This window comes from Flavobacterium resistens (genome assembly GCF_900182645.1).
Lineage (GTDB): Bacteria > Bacteroidota > Bacteroidia > Flavobacteriales > Flavobacteriaceae > Flavobacterium > Flavobacterium resistens.
The window spans coordinates 788,093-809,342 of sequence record NZ_FXTA01000002.1 but is presented as its reverse complement, the minus strand read 5'-3'; the positions used below and the strand labels follow the sequence as shown (position 1 = coordinate 809,342).

At 34.8% G+C, this 21,250-nt stretch carries 16 protein-coding genes and 2 tRNA genes; 4 read left to right on the top strand and 14 right to left on the bottom strand.

Annotated features, from left to right (window positions below):
- Positions 1-55 precede the first annotated feature (55 nt).
- The 8 genes from FN795_RS09560 to FN795_RS09525 are packed head-to-tail and all read right to left on the bottom strand — an operon-like array spanning position 56 to position 11,455.
- Positions 56-1,858, bottom strand: a complete 1,803-nt coding sequence (locus tag FN795_RS09560; protein ID WP_035645262.1) for a cytochrome c oxidase subunit I — start codon at positions 1,856-1,858, stop codon at positions 56-58.
- A 30-nt stretch (positions 1,859-1,888) separates the two neighbouring features.
- The gene (locus FN795_RS09555; RefSeq protein ID WP_142450390.1) at positions 1,889-3,085 is read right to left on the bottom strand and encodes a cytochrome c oxidase subunit II; all 1,197 of its coding nucleotides are present in this window, start codon (positions 3,083-3,085) and stop codon (positions 1,889-1,891) included.
- 19 nt (positions 3,086-3,104) lie between these two features.
- Positions 3,105-4,499, bottom strand: a complete 1,395-nt coding sequence (locus FN795_RS09550) for a DUF4779 domain-containing protein (protein ID WP_142450389.1) — start codon at positions 4,497-4,499, stop codon at positions 3,105-3,107.
- A 27-nt stretch (positions 4,500-4,526) separates the two neighbouring features.
- Positions 4,527-5,072, bottom strand: coding sequence for a c-type cytochrome (locus FN795_RS09545; protein WP_035645270.1), 546 nt, complete (start codon positions 5,070-5,072; stop codon positions 4,527-4,529).
- An 8-nt stretch (positions 5,073-5,080) separates the two neighbouring features.
- On the bottom strand, positions 5,081-5,605 hold the full coding sequence (locus FN795_RS09540; protein ID WP_142450388.1) for a DUF3341 domain-containing protein: 525 nt from the start codon (positions 5,603-5,605) through the stop codon (positions 5,081-5,083).
- Positions 5,598-7,001: an NrfD/PsrC family molybdoenzyme membrane anchor subunit gene (gene nrfD, locus FN795_RS09535; RefSeq protein WP_035645274.1), complete on the bottom strand. Its 1,404-nt coding sequence runs from the start codon at positions 6,999-7,001 to the stop codon at positions 5,598-5,600. The genes FN795_RS09540 and nrfD overlap by 8 nt, the downstream gene beginning before the upstream one ends.
- 33 nt (positions 7,002-7,034) lie before the next feature.
- Positions 7,035-10,088, bottom strand: a complete 3,054-nt coding sequence (locus FN795_RS09530; protein ID WP_142450387.1) for a TAT-variant-translocated molybdopterin oxidoreductase — start codon at positions 10,086-10,088, stop codon at positions 7,035-7,037.
- Positions 10,089-10,120: 32 nt separating this feature from the next.
- On the bottom strand, positions 10,121-11,455 hold the full coding sequence (locus tag FN795_RS09525; RefSeq protein WP_142450386.1) for a c-type cytochrome: 1,335 nt from the start codon (positions 11,453-11,455) through the stop codon (positions 10,121-10,123).
- Positions 11,456-11,673: 218 nt separating this feature from the next.
- Here FN795_RS09525 and FN795_RS09520 point away from each other — a divergent pair, with 218 nt between their 5' ends.
- Complete coding sequence (locus FN795_RS09520) at positions 11,674-12,063, top strand: SPOR domain-containing protein (protein WP_142450385.1); 390 nt, start codon at positions 11,674-11,676, stop codon at positions 12,061-12,063.
- A gap of 85 nt (positions 12,064-12,148) precedes the next feature.
- Here the strand turns inward: FN795_RS09520 and FN795_RS09515 are convergent, their stop codons facing one another.
- From FN795_RS09515 to rimP, 4 genes are all read right to left on the bottom strand, one after another.
- The gene (locus tag FN795_RS09515) at positions 12,149-12,658 is read right to left on the bottom strand and encodes a DUF4920 domain-containing protein (RefSeq protein WP_142450384.1); all 510 of its coding nucleotides are present in this window, start codon (positions 12,656-12,658) and stop codon (positions 12,149-12,151) included.
- Positions 12,659-12,792: 134 nt separating this feature from the next.
- Positions 12,793-15,678 (bottom strand): translation initiation factor IF-2, encoded by a 2,886-nt coding sequence (gene infB / locus FN795_RS09510; RefSeq protein ID WP_142450383.1) that lies wholly within the window; start codon positions 15,676-15,678, stop codon positions 12,793-12,795.
- A gap of 59 nt (positions 15,679-15,737) precedes the next feature.
- A complete protein-coding gene (nusA, locus tag FN795_RS09505; RefSeq protein ID WP_035645285.1) occupies positions 15,738-16,991 on the bottom strand; it encodes a transcription termination factor NusA in 1,254 nt (417 codons plus the stop codon).
- Between the two features lie 13 nt (positions 16,992-17,004).
- Entirely contained in the window at positions 17,005-17,469 is a 465-nt protein-coding gene (rimP, locus tag FN795_RS09500) for a ribosome assembly cofactor RimP (RefSeq protein ID WP_035645287.1), read from the bottom strand.
- Between the two features lie 176 nt (positions 17,470-17,645).
- Between rimP and FN795_RS09495 the strand changes: the two genes are divergently transcribed.
- From FN795_RS09495 to FN795_RS09485, 3 genes are all read left to right on the top strand, one after another.
- Positions 17,646-18,470 (top strand): universal stress protein, encoded by an 825-nt coding sequence (locus FN795_RS09495; protein ID WP_142450382.1) that lies wholly within the window; start codon positions 17,646-17,648, stop codon positions 18,468-18,470.
- Between the two features lie 161 nt (positions 18,471-18,631).
- Positions 18,632-20,053: an aldehyde dehydrogenase family protein gene (locus FN795_RS09490; RefSeq protein ID WP_142450381.1), complete on the top strand. Its 1,422-nt coding sequence runs from the start codon at positions 18,632-18,634 to the stop codon at positions 20,051-20,053.
- Positions 20,054-20,116: 63 nt separating this feature from the next.
- Positions 20,117-20,923: a helix-turn-helix domain-containing protein gene (locus FN795_RS09485; RefSeq protein WP_142450380.1), complete on the top strand. Its 807-nt coding sequence runs from the start codon at positions 20,117-20,119 to the stop codon at positions 20,921-20,923.
- Between the two features lie 59 nt (positions 20,924-20,982).
- On the opposite strand, the gene FN795_RS09480 is transcribed toward FN795_RS09485, so the two are convergent.
- Together FN795_RS09480 and FN795_RS09475 are read right to left on the bottom strand one after the other, a co-directional pair.
- A tRNA-Gln gene (locus FN795_RS09480) sits at positions 20,983-21,053 on the bottom strand.
- A gap of 109 nt (positions 21,054-21,162) precedes the next feature.
- Positions 21,163-21,233 (bottom strand) — tRNA-Gln (locus FN795_RS09475).
- Positions 21,234-21,250 lie beyond the last annotated feature (17 nt).

Sequence of the window (21,250 nt, the reverse complement as noted above, 5' to 3'; positions counted from 1 at the left end):
TTAAAATTTTAACTAACAAAAAAGGCTATCATTTCTGATAGCCTTTTTAATATTTTTAGTGGTGTAAAACTTCTTCACCTTCTTTCATTGGTACATTTTGAGGTACAAAATCTACATCATGATTTGGATTACTATAGTCATACGGCCAACGATATACATGAGGAATTTCACCTGGCCAGTTACCATGAATATGTTCTACTGGTGTAGTCCACTCTAATGTTGTTGATCTCCATGGATTCTGAACTGCTTTCTTACCGTAGAAAATACTACTAAAGAAATTGTATAAGAATACTAATTGGAATGCACCTCCTACAAGAGCAAATGTTGTAATTAAAACATTCACATTTTGCAAATCATCAAATAATGGAAAGTTTGTGTTTGTATAATAACGTCTTGGTAAACCAGCTAATCCAATAAAGTGCATTGGGAAGAAAACTCCATAAGCACAAACTGCAGTTACCCAGAAGTGAATATAACCTAAGTTTTTATTTAACATTCTTCCGTACATTTTAGGGAACCAATGATAAATACCAGCAAACATTCCATAAAGCGCAGAGATACCCATTACTAAGTGAAAGTGAGCAATTACGAAATAAGTATCATGAACGTTAATATCTAAAGTACTATCTCCTAAAATGATTCCAGTTAAACCTCCTGTAATGAAAGTAGAAACCATTCCGATAGAAAATAACATTGCAGGGTTAAATTGTAAATTACCTTTCCATAAAGTTGTAATCCAGTTGAACGCTTTTACAGCAGATGGAATCGCAATCAATAAAGTTGTAAAAGTAAATACAGATCCTAAGAAAGGATTCATACCAGAGATAAACATGTGGTGACCCCAAACAATAGTTGATAAGAATGCAATTGCAAGAACTGACATAATCATCGCTCTGTATCCAAAAATTGGTTTACGAGAGTTCGTAGCCATAATTTCAGATACAAGACCCATTGCAGGCAAGATTACGATGTAAACCTCAGGGTGACCTAAGAACCAGAATAAGTGTTCGAACAATACTGGAGAACCACCTTGGTAATGTAAAACTTCACCAGCAATATAAATATCAGATAAGAAGAATGAAGTACCAAAACTTCTATCGAAAATTAACAATAAAGCTGCAGACAATAATACTGGAAATGAAATAACACCAATAATAGCTGTTACAAAAAATGTCCAGATTGTAAGAGGAAGTCTAGTCATAGACATTCCTTTAGTTCTTAAGTTAATAACAGTTACAATGTAGTTTAATGATCCCATTAAAGAAGATGCAATAAAGATAGCCATTGAAACTAACCATAAAGTCATACCAGTTCCTGATCCAGGGATCGCTTGTGGTAAAGCACTTAATGGAGGGTAAATTGTCCAACCTGCAGAAGCTGGTCCAGCTTCAACAAATAAAGAACATAACATTACTACAGCAGATAAGAAGAACAACCAGTATGAAATCATGTTCATAAATCCAGAAGCCATATCTCGTGCTCCAATTTGAAGTGGAATAAGTAAGTTACTAAAAGTTCCACTCAAACCAGCTGTCAGTACAAAGAATACCATGATGGTACCATGAATTGTAACTAAAGCCAAGTAAATATCATTGGCCATTACACCATCAGGTGCAAATTTGTCTCCTAATAAAACATTGAATATTTTAAAAGACTCTTCTGGCCACGCCAATTGCATTCTGAAAAGCAAAGACATTACGATACCGATAATTCCCATAATAATACCAGTAATTAAGTATTGTTTGGCAATCATTTTGTGATCAATACTAAAGATATATTTAGTAATGAACGTGTCTTTATGATGATGTTCGTGCTCGTGATCGTGTCCGTGATCGTGACCGTGCGCTTCTGCTGACATATATGTGTACTTTAAATTTTCTTAATAATATTATTTAATAGCAACTTTAGCTACAGTTGCTTTTACAGTGTCAATAACCGCTTTAACAGTATCTATTACTTTTGCAGTTGTATCTGTTGTTGGTGCAGTTGCTTCCGCTGCTTTTGCTTTTTCAGCTTCTGCTGCTGCTTTAATATCCTGAGCTAAAGTAGTTTTTTCGCTTAACCATTTTTTATAATCTTCAGGAGTATCTACAACAACTTTCATTTGCATATTGTAATGAGAAGCTCCACAAATTTTATTACATAATAATAAATAATCAAATGTATAAGGATCTAAAGCTGTTCCACCTTTTGCAACTAATTCTACACTTTTTTCTGCTCTCAGTTTATTGATGTTAGCCACCTTTTCTTTCATAAAGTCTAACTCTCTATATTCAGCAGTTGTGTAAGTAGGAACAAAAGCAAATTCAGTAACCATTCCAGGCACACAGTTCATTTGTGCTCTAAAATGAGGCATATAAGCTGAGTGTAATACGTCTTGAGAACGCATTTTGAAATGCACTTTTTTCCCTTTTGGGATATGCAATTCCGTAACTACAATATCATCTTGAGCATTAGGATCAGACATATCAACACCTAATGTATTAATACCTTCAATTAAACGTACGTTAGCTTTTCCTAAAACATTATCTTGTCCAGCATATCTTGCAGTCCATTTAAACTGCTGTGCGTATAATTCGATCTCTACAACATCTTCATCTTTATCAACAAACATAATATTGTTCCAAGCATATAATCCATAAAGAATTAAACAAGCTAAAACTACAGATGGAATAATACTCCAGATTGCTTCAAGTTTATTACTATCAGCAAAAAACAAAGCCTTTCTATCTTTATGTCCTCTGTTTTTAAAAGAGAACCAATATAACAAACCTTGAGTAATAACTTGAACTGTGAAAATCAAAACCCAAGTAATATTCATTAAGTTATCTACTAAAAGTCCATGCTCAGAAGCAGGAGTATGAAGTGCTAAATTACCCCATTTCAGTAAACCATAAATCGTAAATATATAAATGAAAGCCAAAAAGCCAAACATAATATATCCTTGAACATTATTATCATTATCTGATGCAACTTGCGAATCGTCCGAAGATGAACCTACCTGAGTAAGGTCAAATATCTTCGTCAATTGCCATAATGCAACTGCTAATAAAACTACAACTATAATTACCAACAAACTTGTCATCTGTTTACTTCTTTAAATATTAATAATGAAAATGTTTACTTTCTTCAATGAAAGGATTTCTTTTTGCTAACAAAGGAGCTTTAGTTAATGCGGTAAATACAACAAAAATAAATAAACCTAAGAAGAAAAGAATAGATGCAATTTCAGGAATACCAATAAACCATTTATCTCCAACTGTACCAGGCATAATCATATTAAAGAAATCAACATAGTGACCTAATAAAATAACAGTACCAGCCATTACAATAACCCAATTTAGACGTTTGAAATCTGTATTGATTAATATTAACAATGGAAATACAAAGTTCATAACTACAGCACCAAAGAAAGGCAAGTTATATAATTGAATTCTTGTTACAAAGTAAGTTACCTCCTCTGGAATGTTAGCATACCAGATTAACATGAATTGAGAAAACCATAAATAAGTCCAGAAAACACTGATACCAAACATAAATTTAGCTAAATCGTGAATATGACTTGTGTTTACGTACTCTAAATATCCTTTAGATTTCAAATAAATTGTTACCAATGCAATACTTGTAATACCACTTACGAAGAAAGAGGCAAATACATACCATCCAAACAAAGTACTGAACCAGTGTGGATCAAATGACATAATCCAATCCCAAGACATAATAGACTCAGAAACGATGAAGAATACAAGAAATCCAGCAGAAACTTTGAAATTCTTTTTGTAGTAAAGATCATCATTAGCTTCGTCTTGTGCTAAACAGTTTTTTCTTGAGAAATAACGGTAAGCATTCCATCCTGCTAAAAATACAGCAGCTCTTGCAATCCAAAAACCAAAGTTTAAATAACCTGATTTCCCAGCAATAATAGCATCATAGTTTGGACTTTTTGGATCAGTAACTCCTTCACCTAGCCATACAAAAATGTGGTTAAAATGCAATCCGCATAAAACTAAAATTATAAAGAAAATTATTGAACCAGCTGGTAAATAAGCTGTAATACCTTGCATTACTCTAAATAAAACTGGAGACCAACCTGCCTGAGCAACTTGCTGAATAGCATAAAATGCTAAAACCCCCATTGAAAGCAGTAAAAAGAAAATACAAGCTACATACAATGCAGACCAAGGCTTGTTTTGCAATTGGTGTAAAACATGCTCTAAATGTTTTTCGTGTTCATCAGCACCAGAAACTTCTGCATGCTTTGCACCTTTATGTTCTTCATGTGAAGCTTCAGAAGTTTCATGATGACCTACCTCTTTATGCGAAGCCTCTGCTGACTCTTCATGTGCAGCTCCATGAGAACCATGAGCATCTGCTGCTAGTATTTTTTCAACTTCTTGAATATCTTTAGGTGCACTTAAAAAACCATACCCAATTCCTAATAGTCCAAGAACCATTAAGATGATAGAAAAAGTTTTTAATTTACTTGAAAATGTATACATATCTATTACGATCAGTTTGTTCAACAATTATAATTGGCTTTTTAGTTTTAGAACATAGTCAGCAACTAACCAACGTTCGTGGGCACTTAATTGATTTGCGTGTGAACCCATTGCATTTAAACCATAAGTTTCAACGTGGAATACACTTCCTTCTGTGATAACCCTGTCTTTATAACTAGGTACACCAAGAAATTTTTCTCTTTCAACCAATTTACCTTTACCGTTACCAGCCGCACCATGACAACTGATACAATAAATTTCGAAAAGCTCTTTTCCTTTGCCAGAATTTCTTTCTGCTTCAGTCAAAGGTGATTTCAAATTAGCTTTTGCTAATTCATAACCTGCAGTCGAATTTTCATACTCATAAGGTTCAAAACCTCTATTAATAGTTCCTTCAACAGGAAGCTGACCTTCTTTTCCTCCCTTAAATACTTTTGCTTCTGCGTAAGGCTCATAACCTACAGACTCATACATATTTGGGAAATACTGATAGTTTGGTGCCGAATTATTGTGGCAAGATGAAACTAAAATAGTTATACCAACTAAAAGTGTTATTTTATATATCCTTTTCATAGCTACAATTAATTCTTTTCAATTACTTTAACTTCAACAGCTCCTGTACCTTCGAAGAAAGAAACTAATTCAGCTTCATTATCGCTTACAGCAACTTCCATTAAGAAGTGGTCATCTGTTGTTCTTACATCAGGATTTTCAGCTTGCTTAAATGGCCATAATCTACTTCTCATATAAAAAGTAATAACCATTAAGTGTGCAGCAAAAAACACAGTCATCTCAAACATAATTGGCACAAAAGATGGCATATTTTGAATGAAACTAAAACTTGGTTTTCCACCAATGTCCTGTGGCCAGTCATGAATCATGATATAACTCATCATTGTAGTGGCAACAGAAATACCAACACATCCATATAAGAAAGCACAAATTGCTAATCTTGTTGGCGCTAAGCCCATTGCTTTATCCAATCCGTGAACAGGAAATGGAGTAAAAACCTCTTCAATATGATGGTGAGCAGCTCTAGTTTTCTTTACTGCGTCCATCAAAATATCATCGTCATTATAAATGGCGTATATTACTTTATTACTCATGATGTGAATCTTTACTATTTGCTCTTTCTCTAATGTAATTATCTCCTGTTCCTTTCAAAATTGTTTTTACCTCTGCCTGAGCAATTACAGGGAATGTTCTAGAGTATAATAAAAACAACACAAAGAAGAAACCAATTGTTCCGATGAAAATTCCAATATCCACAAATGTTGGTGAGAACATTGTCCAAGAAGATGGAAGATAATCTCTATGTAAAGAAGTAACAATGATTACGAATCTTTCAAACCACATTCCGATGTTCACAACAATCGAAATAATAAATGAAAACATGATACTTGTTCTTAATTTTTTGAACCACATAAATTGTGGAGAGAAAACGTTACAAGTCATCATTGACCAATATGCCCACCAGTAAGGTCCAGTAGCTCTGTTTAAGAATGCATATTGCTCATACTCTACACCTGAATACCAAGCTACGAATAACTCAGTGATGTAAGCCACACCCACGATCGAACCAGTAATCATAATAATGATGTTCATTAATTCAATATGTTGTAATGTGATGTACGCTTCAAGGTTAGAAACTTTTCTCATAACAATCAACAATGTATTTACCATCGCAAATCCTGAGAATACCGCTCCAGCAACGAAGTATGGAGGGAAGATAGTTGTATGCCATCCTGGAATTACAGAAGTAGCAAAGTCCATAGATACAATCGTGTGTACAGAAAGTACAAGAGGAGTAGCCAAACCAGCTAATACTAAAGATACTTCTTCAAAACGTTGCCAGTCTTTTGCTCTACCGCTCCATCCAAAACTTAAAATAGAATAAACTCTTTTGTTAAATGGAGTTATAGCTCTATCACGAAGCATTGCAAAATCAGGTAATAAACCAGTCCACCAGAAAACTAATGATACTGAAAGATAAGTAGAAATTGCAAATACGTCCCAAAGCAACGGAGAGTTAAAGTTCACCCATAAAGATCCAAATTGATTTGGAATAGGCAATACCCAGTACGCTAACCATGGACGTCCCATGTGAATAATTGGGAATAAACCTGCTTGAACTACTGAGAAAATAGTCATAGCTTCCGCAGAACGGTTAATAGCCATTCTCCAACGTTGACGGAAAAGTAATAGTACTGCAGAAATTAATGTTCCGGCGTGACCAATACCAACCCACCAAACGAAGTTCGTAATATCCCAAGCCCAACCAACTGTTTTATTTAATCCCCATGTTCCAATACCGGTAGATACGGTGTAAATGATACAACCTAACCCCCAAAGGAAGGCTGTTAATGCGATTGAAAATACAATCCACCATTGTTTATTTGCAGGTCCTTCAACAGGCGCTGCCACATCTACAGTTACATCGTGATAAGATTTATCACCTATAACTAAAGGTTTTCTAATGGGTGCTTCGTAGTGAGACGACATAATCCTTTATATTGTTTCTTAATTAATAATTTACTAAGTATTTCTAACTTTAACGTGGTAAACCACATTAGGTTTTGTTCCTACATGCTCTAATAAGTGGTAAGATCTTTCGTCAGCAGCTAATTTAGCAACTTTACTTTCTTTATCATTTACATCACCAAAAATCATCGCTCCAGAAGAACAAGCACTAGAACAAGCAGTTTGGAATTCACCATCTCTAACTGGGCGACCTTCGTTTTTAGCTTTTAATTTAGTAGCTTGTGTCATTTGAATACACATAGAACATTTTTCCATTACTCCACGAGAACGAACGTTTACGTCTGGATTCAATACCATACGACCTAAATCGTCATTCATATGATAATCGAATTCACTGTTTTTGTTGTACAAGAACCAGTTGAAACGACGAACTTTATATGGACAGTTATTAGCACAGTAACGAGTACCAACACATCTGTTATATGCCATGTGGTTTTGACCTTCACGACCGTGAGATGTTGCAGCAACTGGACAAACTGTCTCACATGGTGCGTGATTACAGTGCTGACACATTACAGGCTGGAATGCTACTTGTGGATTCTCTCCAGCTTTCTCCATTTCATTAAATGTAGACAATGAACTAGACAAACCAGCAATTCCTTCTTTTCTCTTATTATCACCTTCGAAAGTACTTTCAGAAGAATAGTATCTATCAATACGCAACCAGTGCATATCACGACTTCTTCTAACTTCAGCTTTACCAACAACAGGTACATTGTTCTCTGCGTGACATGCAATAACACATGCTCCACATCCCGTACAAGCATTTAAATCAATAGAAAGATTAAAATGATGGCCAGTCGAACGATCGAATGATTCCCATAAGTCAACAGTTGTAGCTTCAACTTCTTGGTGATCTAAAGATACCATTGGTTTTTCGTTCCAATGCTCAGCATCTTCAGAATTAAATATTTCTAGAGTAGTTTCCTTAATGATATCTCCTCTACCCATTAATGTCTTTTGTCCTTGAACACAAGCAAACTCATGAACACCATTAGCTTTAGCTAATGTTATAGACTGAACATTATTAAAGTTTTTATATAAAGAGTATGCATTTAAACCTACTTGCATTTCTTCTTTTAAAGCCGCTTTACGACCATATCCAACTGCAAATCCAATTGTTCCAACAGCTTGTCCTGGCTGAACAATAACTGGAACATTTTCGATTTTTACACCATCAGCAATTGTGATTGTAGCATAACTACCGTTCAAACCACCATTAGCAACAATCTCATTTGATAAATCATACTTTTTAGCATCTGCGTTTGAAACAGTGATGTAGTTATCCCAAGAAACTCTTGTGATTGGATCTGGGAACTCTTGCAACCAAGGATTGTTTGCATGTTGACCATCACCCATACCTGTTTTAGTATACAATACTAATTCAAGACCTCCTGCAGATTTTGATTTAGAAAGCGCACTTGCAGCACTAGCCGAATCAAAAGCTCCACCAGATAAAGCAACTGAACCAGTTACTAAAACACCATCATGTAATACTTTATTCCAAGAAGAACCAGCAATTAAACTAGAAGAATTAGCTTTAAGGTAATCGTAGAAAGTTCCACCAACACCATTTAAAGACAATAAAACATCTTGAAATTGTTTCGTATTAAAGATTGGGCGAATTGTAGGTTGCGTTAAACTATATGTCCCGCTTGTGATTTCAACATCTCCCCAAGACTCTAAATAGTGAGGAGCCGGAGCAGCAATTTTAACTATTGATGCAGTTTCATCTTCTTTTAATGAAAAAGCAACAGATTCTTTTACTTTTTTCAATCCAGATACAAAAGAAGCTGATTCAGCTAAAGTGTAAGCAGGATTAACACCACTCATAATTAAAGTATGAACACTTCCAGCATTCATATCTTTTAACAATTGAGTAACAACTGCATTAGAACCTTTTCTAATTTGTCTAGTACCAACAGTACTAAAAGCCTCACTTGCTAATTTTTGATTAATAGCCAAAACTAACAACTGAGCATTTTTATCTTCGATTCCAGATACTAAAACTCCTTTTGAACCAGCAGCATTTAATTGCTGAGCAGCTTTTACTACTTCAGCTTTAAAAGCGCCATCCAAAGAAACAGGAATAGAAGCACCTACAATTATATTGTAAATTTGAACTAATGCTTGTTTTTGATCAGCAATAGTCATCGGAACACGCTTATCAGCAGCAGCTCCAGATAAAGTCATATTAGATTCAAACTGGAAGTGACGAGACATTTTTCCATTTTGTGGAATACGCCCTTTTGCATACCCAGAATCATATCCTCCACCTTGCCAGTCCCCTAAGAAATCAGCACCAACAGATACAATTAATGAAGCTTTTGAAAAATCATAATCAACTAAAGCTCTTTGACCATAAACAGATTCAAATGCATCTAAAGCCTCAGATGAAGAAACCGCATCATAAACAACGTGTTTAGCGTTTGGATTTTTTGCAATAAACTCAGCAATTAATTTTTCTGAAGATGGACTTGCTAAAGTATTTGTTAACAATACCACTTGTCCTCCTTTAGCTTTTGCATCAGCTAAACTTGATTTGATTCTCAAATCAACAGCTGACCAAGTAGAATTTTTACCATCTACCTTCGGCTCTTTTAAACGAGCACTATCATACAACCCTAAAATAGAAGCGTGAATTCTTGCGTTCGCTGCAAATTTAGCTCCTTCAATAGTATTGTTTTCAACTTTAATTGGACGACCCTCACGAGTTTTTACCAAAAGATTTGCAAAATCAAAACCATCAAAAACTGTAGTTGCATAATAATCTGCAACACCAGGAATGATTTGCTCTGGTTGTAAAACATAAGGGATAGACTTGTGCACAGGACCCTCACAAGCAGCAAGTGTAACAGCAGCTGTACTAAATCCTACGTACTTTAAAAAGTCACGACGTGAAGTTCCAGATGAAGCTAAAGCTTCAGCATTTCCTAAGAATTCATCAGTAGGAATTTCTTCAACAAATTCGTTATTTCTAAGCGCCTCAACAATAGAACCATTCTCTAGTTCTTCAACACTTTTCCAGTATTTTTTGTTTGATGACATTGTATATAAATATTAAAATCTTAATAATTCGATTAATAGTGGCATTTACCGCATTCTAAACCTCCCATTTGCGCTGCAGTTAATTTCTCTACACCGTATTTTTTAGAAAGTTCAGCATGAATTTTATCATAGTAAGCGTTTCCTTCCATCTTAACATCAGTTTTTCTGTGGCAATCAATACACCACCCCATTGTTAATTTAGAATATTGCTTCATGATTTCAAATTCTTGTACCGGACCATGACAAGTCTGACACTCAATTCCTGCAACAGAAACGTGTTGTGAGTGATTGAAATATACAAAATCAGGAAGATTATGAATACGAACCCATTTTACAGGTTGCGTTTTTCCAGTATAAGCTTGTTTAGTTTTATCCCAACCAACAGCGTCGTATAATTTTTGAATTTGAGCATCATAGAACGCTTTGCTATATTCAGCAGTAGCAGTAGTTTCAGCAACTTCAGAAATATTTTTATGACAGTTCATACAAACATTCAAAGAAGGAATACCTGCAGTTTTACTAACACGAGCAGCAGAGTGACAATATTTACAATTGATCTCATTATCTCCAGCGTGAATTTTATGAGAATAATGGATTGGCTGAATTGGCTCATAGTTTTGATCTACACCAACTTGCATTAAATATCCATAAACGAAATAACCACTTGCCAACAATAAGAAAATTGAAGTAACTAGTACTAAAAATTGATTTCTAGCGAATGCTTTCCAAATTGGCAATCTGCCTTCTTTAGGAGCAACTTCAATACCATTATTACTCGCTACTTTAGTCAACACTTTGTTCACCATGAACAACATCACAACCAAAATAGCCATTACAAGAGCAAGAGCTCCTAAAATAACATTATTAGAAATAGCACCGCTTTCAACAGCTGTACCTGGAGGTGTAGCAGCTCCACCAGCCGGAGCAGCAGCTTCAACTTTTTTCTCAGAAGTATAAGCTATAATATTATCGATATCACCCTCAGACAACTGAGGAAAAGCAGTCATTACTGCTTTGTTGTTTTCTTCAAAAAGCTTAACAGCAGCAGCATCTCCTGATTTAATCATATCAGAACTGTTGTGCACCCACTTGTAAATCCAAGCCATTTCATGCCTGTCAGCAACCCCTCTTAATGCAGGACCTGTTGATTTAGCATCTAATTTGTGACATGCAGCGCAATTTGCATTAAATAGTTCTTTCCCTTTTGCTGGATCACCACCTACAGTTGCAGCTGGAGCAGCAGCAGCTTCAGGCGCCGCAGGAGCAGCAGCATCTTGAGCAAATGAAGTTAGGGAGAAAATCAGCGTTAGCGATAAGCTAAGGAGCAATTTTCTTGAGATCGAATTATGGTTACCCACCTTTTTCATATAGTATAATAATTATCTACTAATTTTTGGTATGATTTTTACTGTATTAAAGCTGTAAAAATAAATACCCTCTTTTAAAACTTGCACAAAAATACGACTTATGAACTATTCTCAAAACCTTAAAATAGTCTTAAATATCAATTTATATCAATTCTAAATAATATTAAAATTTTCCATACAAACTTTAAATACTATTTTTGCATAAAAACCATCACATTATGAGAATTTTAACCCCTTCAAAAAGAGTTTTCTTAACACTGACAGTATTCATGTTAGCATATAACATTAACGCTCAGGATCAAAATTTAACAGTAAATCAGGACCCGAAATTTGAGCAGCTACTAGGTGAAAAACGTAAAATTAACACATCAATAAGTACAAACGACACATACAGAATTCAAATTTTTAGCGGAAAAAGCGAAGAAGCAAAAAAAACGTTATCGGATTTTAAAAGAGAATACAGCAACATTGATGGAACAATCATTTTCAACACTCCAAACTACAAAGTGATAGTGGGAAATTTTAAAACCAGAATTGAAGCAGAGCGAAATTTAGCCGACATAAAAAATAGATACAAAAGTGTCTTTTTACTTAAACCAGGCAAATAAAAAACACTGCATTGCACATAAAAAAAGCGAGATTAAATATCTCGCTTTTTTTACATCTAAACTTTGCTACAACATCAATTTAAGCCTAATTCACCACCTTAATTCCACTTGCAACAAATCGAATTTCTTCTTTTGGTAAAGTTATCGCATTTATTTCTGTTTGGGATTTTTTAGCATCTTTAGCATAATGCTTTAACTCATCAACAGAAGTGATTTTTTTCTCAGCAGTACCTTCCAAAACAACATTTTTTCCTTTCAGCGCTGTTGGCACAAAAAAAGCATAATCTTTCATCTTTACAAAAAAAGAAGAACCATTTTCCGTTTTAATAGTCACCCAGCATCCTCTTTTTTCGCAAACATCTGTCACTTCTCCTTTGACCGCAATATTCTCAACTTTCTTCTGATCATTAAATTTATTCTCTAAATTTTCAACCGAGACAGCTTTTTCAACTGCAATACTAGAAACGTCTGCCCCATAATAATCTCCCACTACAGCGTTACCCGCTGGCGGAGCGCTTTTTTCTACAGCTTCCTGAGCAAAAGAGAAAGCAGAAATACAAATCGAAAGAACAGCCGTGTATAGTAATTGTTTCATAATTAAATAATTTTACTCAAAAATAATAAATTTTAAACAATTATGACACAGCCAAAAACCACACTTCTCTTACTATAATTACACAAAAAAAAGCCTCAATTTTCATTGAGGCTTTTTAATATATTTATTGAAAATTATTTCAATTTCTTTTTGATTGCAACTTCGTGGTATGCTTCAATAACATCTCTTTCTTCAATATCATTAAATCCTTTAATCTGAATACCACAATCATATCCTTTCGTTACTTCTTTAACATCATCTTTAAATCGTTTTAAAGCAACAAGTTCACCTGTATGAACAACAACTCCTTCTCTGATAACTCTAATTTTAGAAGTTCTCAAAATCTTACCATCTGTTACCATACAACCAGCGATTGAACCCACTTTAGAAATTTTGAAAATCTCACGAATTTCAGCAGTTCCTAAAACTTCTTCTTTCATTTCAGGGGCTAACATTCCTTCCATTGCATCTTTTAAGTCATCGATTGCCGCATAAATAATAGAATAGTAACGGATATCAATTTCTTCTTTATCTGCAAGCTGTCTTGCATTTCCAGCAGGACGAACATTAAATCCGATAATAATAGCATCTGATGCAGAAGCCAAGTTAACATCGGTTTCAGTAATCGCACCAACTCCTTTATGGATAATATTGATTTGGACTTCTTCAGTAGAAAGTTTAGAGAATGAATCTGATAATGCTTCAACAGATCCATCAACGTCTCCTTTAAGGATTACATTCAATTCTTTAAACTGACCAAGAGCAATACGTCGTCCAATTTCATCAAGCGTAATATGTCTTTGCGTACGTACAGACTGCTCACGCATTAATTGAGAACGTTTAGATGCAATTTGTTTTGCCTCTTTTTCATCTTCAAAAACATTGAACTTATCACCCGCTGTAGCAGCTCCATCTAAACCTAAAACAGATACTGGAGTTGAAGGTCCTGCCTCTAACACAGTATGCCCTCTTTCATCATGCATCGCTTTAACTTTTCCGTGGTGCTTTCCGGCCAACATATAATCTCCAATTTTCAAAGTACCTTGTTGTACTAAAATTGTAGATACATATCCTTTTCCTTTATCTAAGAACGCCTCAACTACAGTTCCCTGAGCCGCTTTATTTGGATTCGCTTTCAAATCTAAAATCTCAGCTTCCAATAAAACTTTCTCTAATAATTCTTTTACTCCTGTTCCAACTTTTGCAGAAATATCATGTGATTGAATTTTTCCACCCCAATCTTCAACAAGTAAATTCATACCAGCCAAACGCTCTTTGATTTTATCAACATTTGCATTTGGTTTGTCAATTTTATTGATTGCAAATATAATTGGTACTCCCGCAGCTTGTGCGTGAGAAATTGCTTCTTTTGTTTGTGGCATGATATCATCATCTGCCGCAACAACGATAATAGCAATGTCTGTAACCTGAGCTCCACGTGCACGCATTGCGGTAAACGCCTCGTGACCCGGAGTATCTAAAAATGCAATTTTTTGTCCATTATCAAGAGTCACTCCGTAAGCCCCAATGTGCTGTGTAATACCTCCAGATTCACCAGCAATAACATTTTCTTTACGAATATAATCCAGTAAAGATGTTTTACCGTGGTCAACGTGACCCATTACTGTAACAATTGGCGCTCTAACTACTAAGTCCTCTTCTCTATCTTCAACTACCGCGATAGCTTCTTCGATATCAACAGTAATAAACTCAACTTCATAACCGAATTCATCTGCAACGATTGTTAATGTTTCAGCATCTAAACGCTGATTCATCGTTACCATGATCCCAAGAGACATACAAGTTCCAATTACTTTTGTAATAGGCACATCCATCATGATAGCAATTTCACCTACAGTAACAAATTCAGTAACTTTAATTGTCTTACTTCCTTCATCAAGTGCTCTTTGCTCGTCATCAGATTTTTGACGGTGTGTTTCCCTTTTATCTCTTCTATATTTAGCCGCTTTAGATTTACCTCCTTTACCTTGAAGTTTTTCAAGAGTTTCTCTAATTTGGTTTTTTACTTCTTCTTCTGTAGGCTCAACTTTAGCTACAATTGCAGGACGGTTCCCTTTTACGAAACCAGGTCTTTGACTTCTGTTAGCATTAAAACCTCCACCTCCATTATTTGGAGTGATTTTATTAGGATTTGGTGTTCCCGGTGCGTTTCCTGTTGCAGGTTTTGGCGCGCCCGGCGCACCTGGTTTAGGAGCGATTCTTTTACGCTTATTTTTATTAGCGTTATTATTATTGTTTCCAGCTCCTGGAACTCCTGGTTTATTTGGAGTAATTTTCGGATCTTCTTTTTTCTTCTTAGGTTTATTAAATTGAGATAAATCAATTGTTTGCCCAGTAAGAGTAGTTCCAGATAATTTTTGATATTGAGTAGTGATTGTTTCCTCTGCAGTCGCAGGATCAGTCGAAACGATTGGCTCCTGTGCTGTTTTAGAACTTTCAACTTTTACTTCTTTTTTCTCAGTAATAATAGGCGCTTCAACCTTTTTTTCTTCCGAAACCACAGGAGCAACAACTGGCTCAGGCTGTACAATTTCTTTTTCAACAGGTTTTTCTGGCTGAGCAGGAGTAACAACTGCTTTTGGTTCACTGGTTTTAACCGCTTCCTCAACAGGGGCAGAAACTGCAGGTTTCTTTGGATTCAAATCAATTTTTCCGACCTGAACTGGTCCGCTTACAACAGCTCTCGCTTTTATAATTTCTTGCTGCTTCTGACGTTCTTCGTCTTGTCTGCGTTTGTCCTCAATTTCTTTCTCACGTTCAACACGCAATGCTTCTTTTTCTTTTCTTTTCTCTTCTCCTACCTCTTTAGAAGCTTCCTTATTCCCCTTATCGCCCGCAAATTGGCTTTGCAGAATATTAAATTCACTATCAGAAATTTTAGCGTTCGGATTTGCATCAATAGCAATTCCCTTATCTTTTAGATAATCAACAGCTCTTTCTAACGAGATATTTAATTCCCTTAAAACCTTGTTTATTCTTATTACTCTCTCTTCAGACATATAACCTTTTTATTATTACCTTTTTCGTTGTGTTGTTAGAGCAGATATTCAGCTATTTTCTAGCTGTCAAACTCTTCTTTTAGTATTTTCATAACATCTAGAATAGTTTCCTCTTCTAAATCTGTTCTTCTTACTAAATCTTCTACTTCTTGTTTCAAGATACTTTTTGCAGTATCTAAACCTATTTTAGCAAATTCTTCGATAACCCATTCTTCGATTTCATCTGAAAACTCTGTTAATTCAACATCGTCTTCATCTGCAACTGTACCAGCAACATCACCTTCACGAATAACATCTAATTCATAACCTGTCAATTGACCCGCTAATTTGATATTATGACCTCCTCTACCGATTGCTTTAGAAACCTCTTCTAATTTTAAGAAAACTTCAGCTCTTTTACTTTCTTCATCAATCTTGATTGAAGAAACTTTTGCAGGGCTTAAAGCTCTTGTAATAAACAATTGAATATTATTTGTATAGTTGATTACGTCAATATTTTCATTTCCTAATTCACGAACAATTCCATGAATACGAGAACCTTTCATACCAACACAAGCTCCAACAGGATCAATTCTATCATCGTAAGAATCAACAGCTACTTTTGCTTTTTCACCAGGAATACGTACTACATTTTTAACTGTAATTAATCCGTCGAAAACTTCAGGAATTTCTTGTTCAAATAATTTTTCTAAAAACTTCTCAGAAGTTCTAGACATAATAATTTGAGGTTTATTTCCTTTTAACTCAACACTTTCAATGATTCCACGAACATTATCTCCTTTACGGAAAAAGTCAGACGGAATTTGTTTTTCTTTCGGAAGTACAATTTCGTTTCCTTCATCATCAACTAAGATAACTACTCTAGGACGTACGTGATGTACTTCGGCAGTATAAATATCACCGATAATATCTTTAAATTGCTTGTAAAGATTTGTATTATCGTGTTCGTGAATTTTAGATATTAAGTTTTGACGTAAAGCCAAAATAGCTCTTCTTCCTAAATCAATCAGCTTAACTTCTTCAGAAACCTCTTCACCAATTTCAAAATCCGCTTCGATCATTCTTGCTTCTGTCAAAGTAATTTCTTCATTTTCAAAATCAAGATCTTCGTCAGCAACGATAACTCTTCTTCTCCAAATCTCCATATCTCCTTTATCAGGATTTATAATGATATCGAAATTATCATCAGAACCGTATTTTTTCTTCAATGCATTTCTAAACACGTCCTCTAAAATTGCCATAAGCGTTACACGATCAATAAGCTTATTGTCTTTAAACTCTGAGAATGAATCGATTAATGCTAAATTTTCCATGCGAATTCTTTAATTAAAATGTTACTGTAACAATTGCCTCTTTAATTTCTGTATAAGGTATTTGTTGCTCTTTTTGAACTGTTTCTTTTCCTTTTCCTACTTTTTTCGGTTCTCTTGCTTCCCAAGACAAAATTATAAAAACATCGTTAGCTTCTACCAACTCTGCTTCAATTTTTTCTGTATTTGTAGTAACAATCAACGTTCTACCAATATTTTTTTTGTATTGTCTTGTCATTTTTAAAGGAGATCCTACTCCAACAGATGCTACTTCTAGCGAAAAATCCTGCTCTTCACGATCCAGATTATTCTCTATTGCACGACTTATATCAATACAATCCTGTAGCGCCACTCCATTATCTCCGTCTAAACCAACACTAATTTTAAAAGAATCTGAGACAGCCAAATCAATCAAAAAGATAGATGGCTTTTCCAGAAGAGCTTCTTCAATTAATCCGTTTACTTTTTCTTTAAATGTCATAATTTTATAAAAAGAGGGGACAATTAGTCCCCTCATTATTTAGATTTTAATAAATAACGATGCAAATATAGTGATTTTTTTATAAATCAAATAAAATTGATTGCTCTAAAAATATTTCTTATCTTTATAGTAGCATTCAAACAACAAAATATCTAAATAATTTAACCCAAAGAATTATGAAACGAATTTTAGTTCCTACTGACTTTTCAGAACATGCCGAAGATGCCCTAAAAGTTGCTGCGCAAATTGCTAAAAAAAATGATTCCGAAATTATCATTTTACACATGCTTGAGCTGCCGCACCAAATGAACGACGCCATACTTGGCGGCGCAAGTATTCCTGAAACTATGCTTTTTATGAAAAAAGCAAATGAAATGCTTGACGAAATATCTTCAAAACCATATCTGGATGGGATTTCAATTACCGAAATTGTAAAAATGGACAAACCAATCCATGGAATTACACAAGTAAGCAAAGACTATGAAGTAGACTTAATCATAATGGGATCGCATGGCTCTTCTGGCATTGAGGAGCTCTTAATTGGTTCAAATACTGAAAAAGTAGTTCGAAATTCTGAAATTCCTGTTTTAGTAATCAAAAAAGATATTTCTAATTTCAAGGTTGAAGATATTGTGTTTGCTTCTGATTTCTCAGATGAAACTAAAGCACCTTTTGACAGACTCTTAAATTTTATCCAATTCTTTGATGCAAAAATTCATCTTGTAACAATTTGCACACCAAATAGCTTTAAACCAACACATGTCATACAAAAAGCGATGGATCATTTTGTAACTCATTTCAATATTAAAAATTATTCCACTCATATTTACAATGACACCAATATTGAGAAAGGAATTATCAATTTCGCAAACAGCATTAACGCTGACTTAATAGGAATGTGCACACACGGAAGAACGGGGTTTGCTCACTTCTTCAATGGAAGCATAAGCGAAGGATTAGTCAATCATACCGTGAGACCTGTCATTACCTTAAAGATTTAAAAAACACAAATAATTTATTTCACAAAATAGCTTCTCATGAGAAGCTATTTTTTTTATTAAAATATGAGCTTTTTAACAAAGTATTTTTGAGCTTTACAACAAAGCCCTACGCTTCATTAATTCTGAAATTTGTCAAATAAAAATTCATTAAATCTTACAACATGAAAACAATAGACAAAATTTACATTAATGGGGAATTTGTTTCTCCAAAAGGAACTGAATATTTCAATCTAATCAGCCCAACAACAAATAAACAACTAGGAAAAGTTCGCCTAGGAAACACAGAGGACACACAAAATGCGATAGAAGCCGCCAAAAATGCTTTTAAGACTTTCTCCAAAACTACAACTTCAGAAAGAATTCAATATTTAAAAAACATAAAAATCGCTGTTGAAAAAAGAAAGACAGACTTCATTAATATAATGATTGAAGAATATGGAGGCACATTTCAATTTGCATCAGTAAGCTACGAATATATGCTCAAAGGCTTTGACTCAGCAATCAACTTATTGAACTCTTACGATTTTATTAAAACCATGGGCGAATCTGAAGTTCAAATGACACCAATTGGCGTAGTTGGCATCATTATCCCATGGAACTCGAGCAATGGCTTTATCAGCAGCAAATTATCAACCGTGATTGTTGCCGGATGCACAACTGTTATAAAACCAAGCGAAATGAGCGCGCAACAAACACAATTAATGATGGAATGCCTGCATGACGCAAACCTTCCAAAAGGATTAGTCAACATTGTTAACGGATTAGGAGAAGTTGTGGGCACTGAAATAAGCCGCAATACTGATATTGCAAAAGTCTCTTTTACCGGCTCAACAACTGTCGGAAAAATAATAGCCAAAGAAGCTGTCGACACAATGAAACGCGTTACCTTGGAACTTGGAGGAAAATCACCAAATATTATTTTAGATGACGCTGATTTTTCAAAAGCAATTCCGCTTGCCATAAGTGCCGCTTTTATGAACAACGGACAAGCTTGTATTGCCGGAACAAGATTATTAATCCCAGAAAACAAATTAGACGAAACAAAACTAATCATCAAAGAAATTCTAACAAGCATTGAAGTTGGCGACCCAAAAAACCACACGACAGCCGTAGGACCAATGGTCAGCACAAAACAATTTCAGCGCGTTCAGGACTATATTCAAATTGGAATTAACGAAGGAGCCGAAATCCTGGCTGGCGGATTAGGAAAACCAGAAGGTCTAGAAAATGGAAACTTTGTAAAACCGACTGTTTTTGTCAATGCAAATAATCAAATGCGTATTGCCCGCGAAGAAATATTTGGTCCCGTTTTAACTGTCATCACTTATAAAACAGATGAAGAAGCTGTTGAAATTGCAAATGACACTACTTATGGACTTCAAGCATATGTAAGTTCAGCCAGCAATGAAAGAGCACACAAAATCGCCTCACAAATCAACGCCGGGAGAGTTCAAATAAATGGAATCGGCCACGATCCCATGGCTCCTTTTGGTGGATTCAAACAATCTGGTATTGGCCGAGAATTTGGAACAATCGGACTTGAAGCGTATTTAGAACCAAAAGCATTGATTCAACCAAAATAATCACTTGAGATCCGGAAGTCTTTTCATAAAAAGATTTTCCGGATCTTTTAGTATTTTTACATTATGAATACAAAAGCAAATCCAAAACCAAAAATACTCTACTCCTGCTATTATGCACGCAGCCGAGAAGGAGAACATTTTATTCCGGAACACGTTTTTAGCTATCAAATTTCAGGCGAAATGATCGCTTCAGACAGCAAAAACACTTACCATACAAAAGCTGGAGATTTTCGTTTCAGCAAAAGAAATCATTTAGCCAAATTCACCAAGATTCCACCAGAAGAAGGAGAATTCAAAACAATTTCTCTTTTTTTAGATCAGGAAATTCTTCGCGAAGTGAGTAAAGAATATGATTTTAAAGCAACAAAAAAAGCAGATACAAAAGCCATGATTACGCTTGCTCCAAATCCGCTTTACAAATCTTTCATGGAATCATTGATTTCTTACCTTGAAATTGAACAAGAAAATAACGAAGCTTTATTTAATTTAAAAATAAAAGAAGCCATCCATCTTTTATTAAAAGTAAATCCCGAATTAAAAGATATTTTATTCGACTTTAATGAACCCGGAAAAATTGACATTGAAGCTTTTATGAACAAAAATTTTCATTTCAATGTTCACTTGCATCGTTTTGCATATCTAACAGGACGAAGTTTAGCAACATTTAAAAGAGATTTTCAGAAAACATTTCAGCAAACTCCTGGAAAATGGCTATTAAACAAGCGACTTCAGGAAGCTTATTATTTAATCAGCCAAGGAAATCCTCCATCAGAAGTCTATATTGGCGTTGGTTTTGAGGATTTATCTCATTTTTCATTTTCATTTAAAAAGAAATTCGGAATAGTACCTTCGTCTTTAAAAGAAAAATAAAAAACCTTTATTTCAATTTATTGCATAAAAAAAGCCTCTCATTTCTGAGAGGCTTTATGTTGGTCTACTAGGACTCGAACCTAGAAAGACGGCACCAAAAACCGTAGTGTTACCATTACACCATAGACCAGCAGTGCTGTTAAGCGGGTGCAAAATTAAAACTTTATTTAATTTATGCAAATTTTTTAAGCAATCTTTTTTAAATAAAAAAAGCCTCTCATTTCTGAGAGGCTTTTATGTTGGTCTACTAGGACTCGAACCTAGAAAGACGGCACCAAAAACCGTAGTGTTACCATTACACCATAGACCAGCAGTGCTGTTAAGCGA

Coding starts and splice junctions, on each gene's coding strand:
- FN795_RS09560 (WP_035645262.1), bottom strand. CDS start 1,858: ATGTCAGCAGAAGCGCACGGTCACGATCACGGACACGATCACGAGCAC.
- FN795_RS09555 (WP_142450390.1), bottom strand. CDS start 3,085: ATGACAAGTTTGTTGGTAATTATAGTTGTAGTTTTATTAGCAGTTGCA.
- FN795_RS09550 (WP_142450389.1), bottom strand. CDS start 4,499: ATGTATACATTTTCAAGTAAATTAAAAACTTTTTCTATCATCTTAATG.
- FN795_RS09545 (WP_035645270.1), bottom strand. CDS start 5,072: ATGAAAAGGATATATAAAATAACACTTTTAGTTGGTATAACTATTTTA.
- FN795_RS09540 (WP_142450388.1), bottom strand. CDS start 5,605: ATGAGTAATAAAGTAATATACGCCATTTATAATGACGATGATATTTTG.
- nrfD (WP_035645274.1), bottom strand. CDS start 7,001: ATGTCGTCTCACTACGAAGCACCCATTAGAAAACCTTTAGTTATAGGT.
- FN795_RS09530 (WP_142450387.1), bottom strand. CDS start 10,088: ATGTCATCAAACAAAAAATACTGGAAAAGTGTTGAAGAACTAGAGAAT.
- FN795_RS09525 (WP_142450386.1), bottom strand. CDS start 11,455: ATGAAAAAGGTGGGTAACCATAATTCGATCTCAAGAAAATTGCTCCTT.
- FN795_RS09520 (WP_142450385.1), top strand. CDS start 11,674: ATGAGAATTTTAACCCCTTCAAAAAGAGTTTTCTTAACACTGACAGTA.
- FN795_RS09515 (WP_142450384.1), bottom strand. CDS start 12,658: ATGAAACAATTACTATACACGGCTGTTCTTTCGATTTGTATTTCTGCT.
- infB (WP_142450383.1), bottom strand. CDS start 15,678: ATGTCTGAAGAGAGAGTAATAAGAATAAACAAGGTTTTAAGGGAATTA.
- nusA (WP_035645285.1), bottom strand. CDS start 16,991: ATGGAAAATTTAGCATTAATCGATTCATTCTCAGAGTTTAAAGACAAT.
- rimP (WP_035645287.1), bottom strand. CDS start 17,469: ATGACATTTAAAGAAAAAGTAAACGGATTAATTGAAGAAGCTCTTCTG.
- FN795_RS09495 (WP_142450382.1), top strand. CDS start 17,646: ATGAAACGAATTTTAGTTCCTACTGACTTTTCAGAACATGCCGAAGAT.
- FN795_RS09490 (WP_142450381.1), top strand. CDS start 18,632: ATGAAAACAATAGACAAAATTTACATTAATGGGGAATTTGTTTCTCCA.
- FN795_RS09485 (WP_142450380.1), top strand. CDS start 20,117: ATGAATACAAAAGCAAATCCAAAACCAAAAATACTCTACTCCTGCTAT.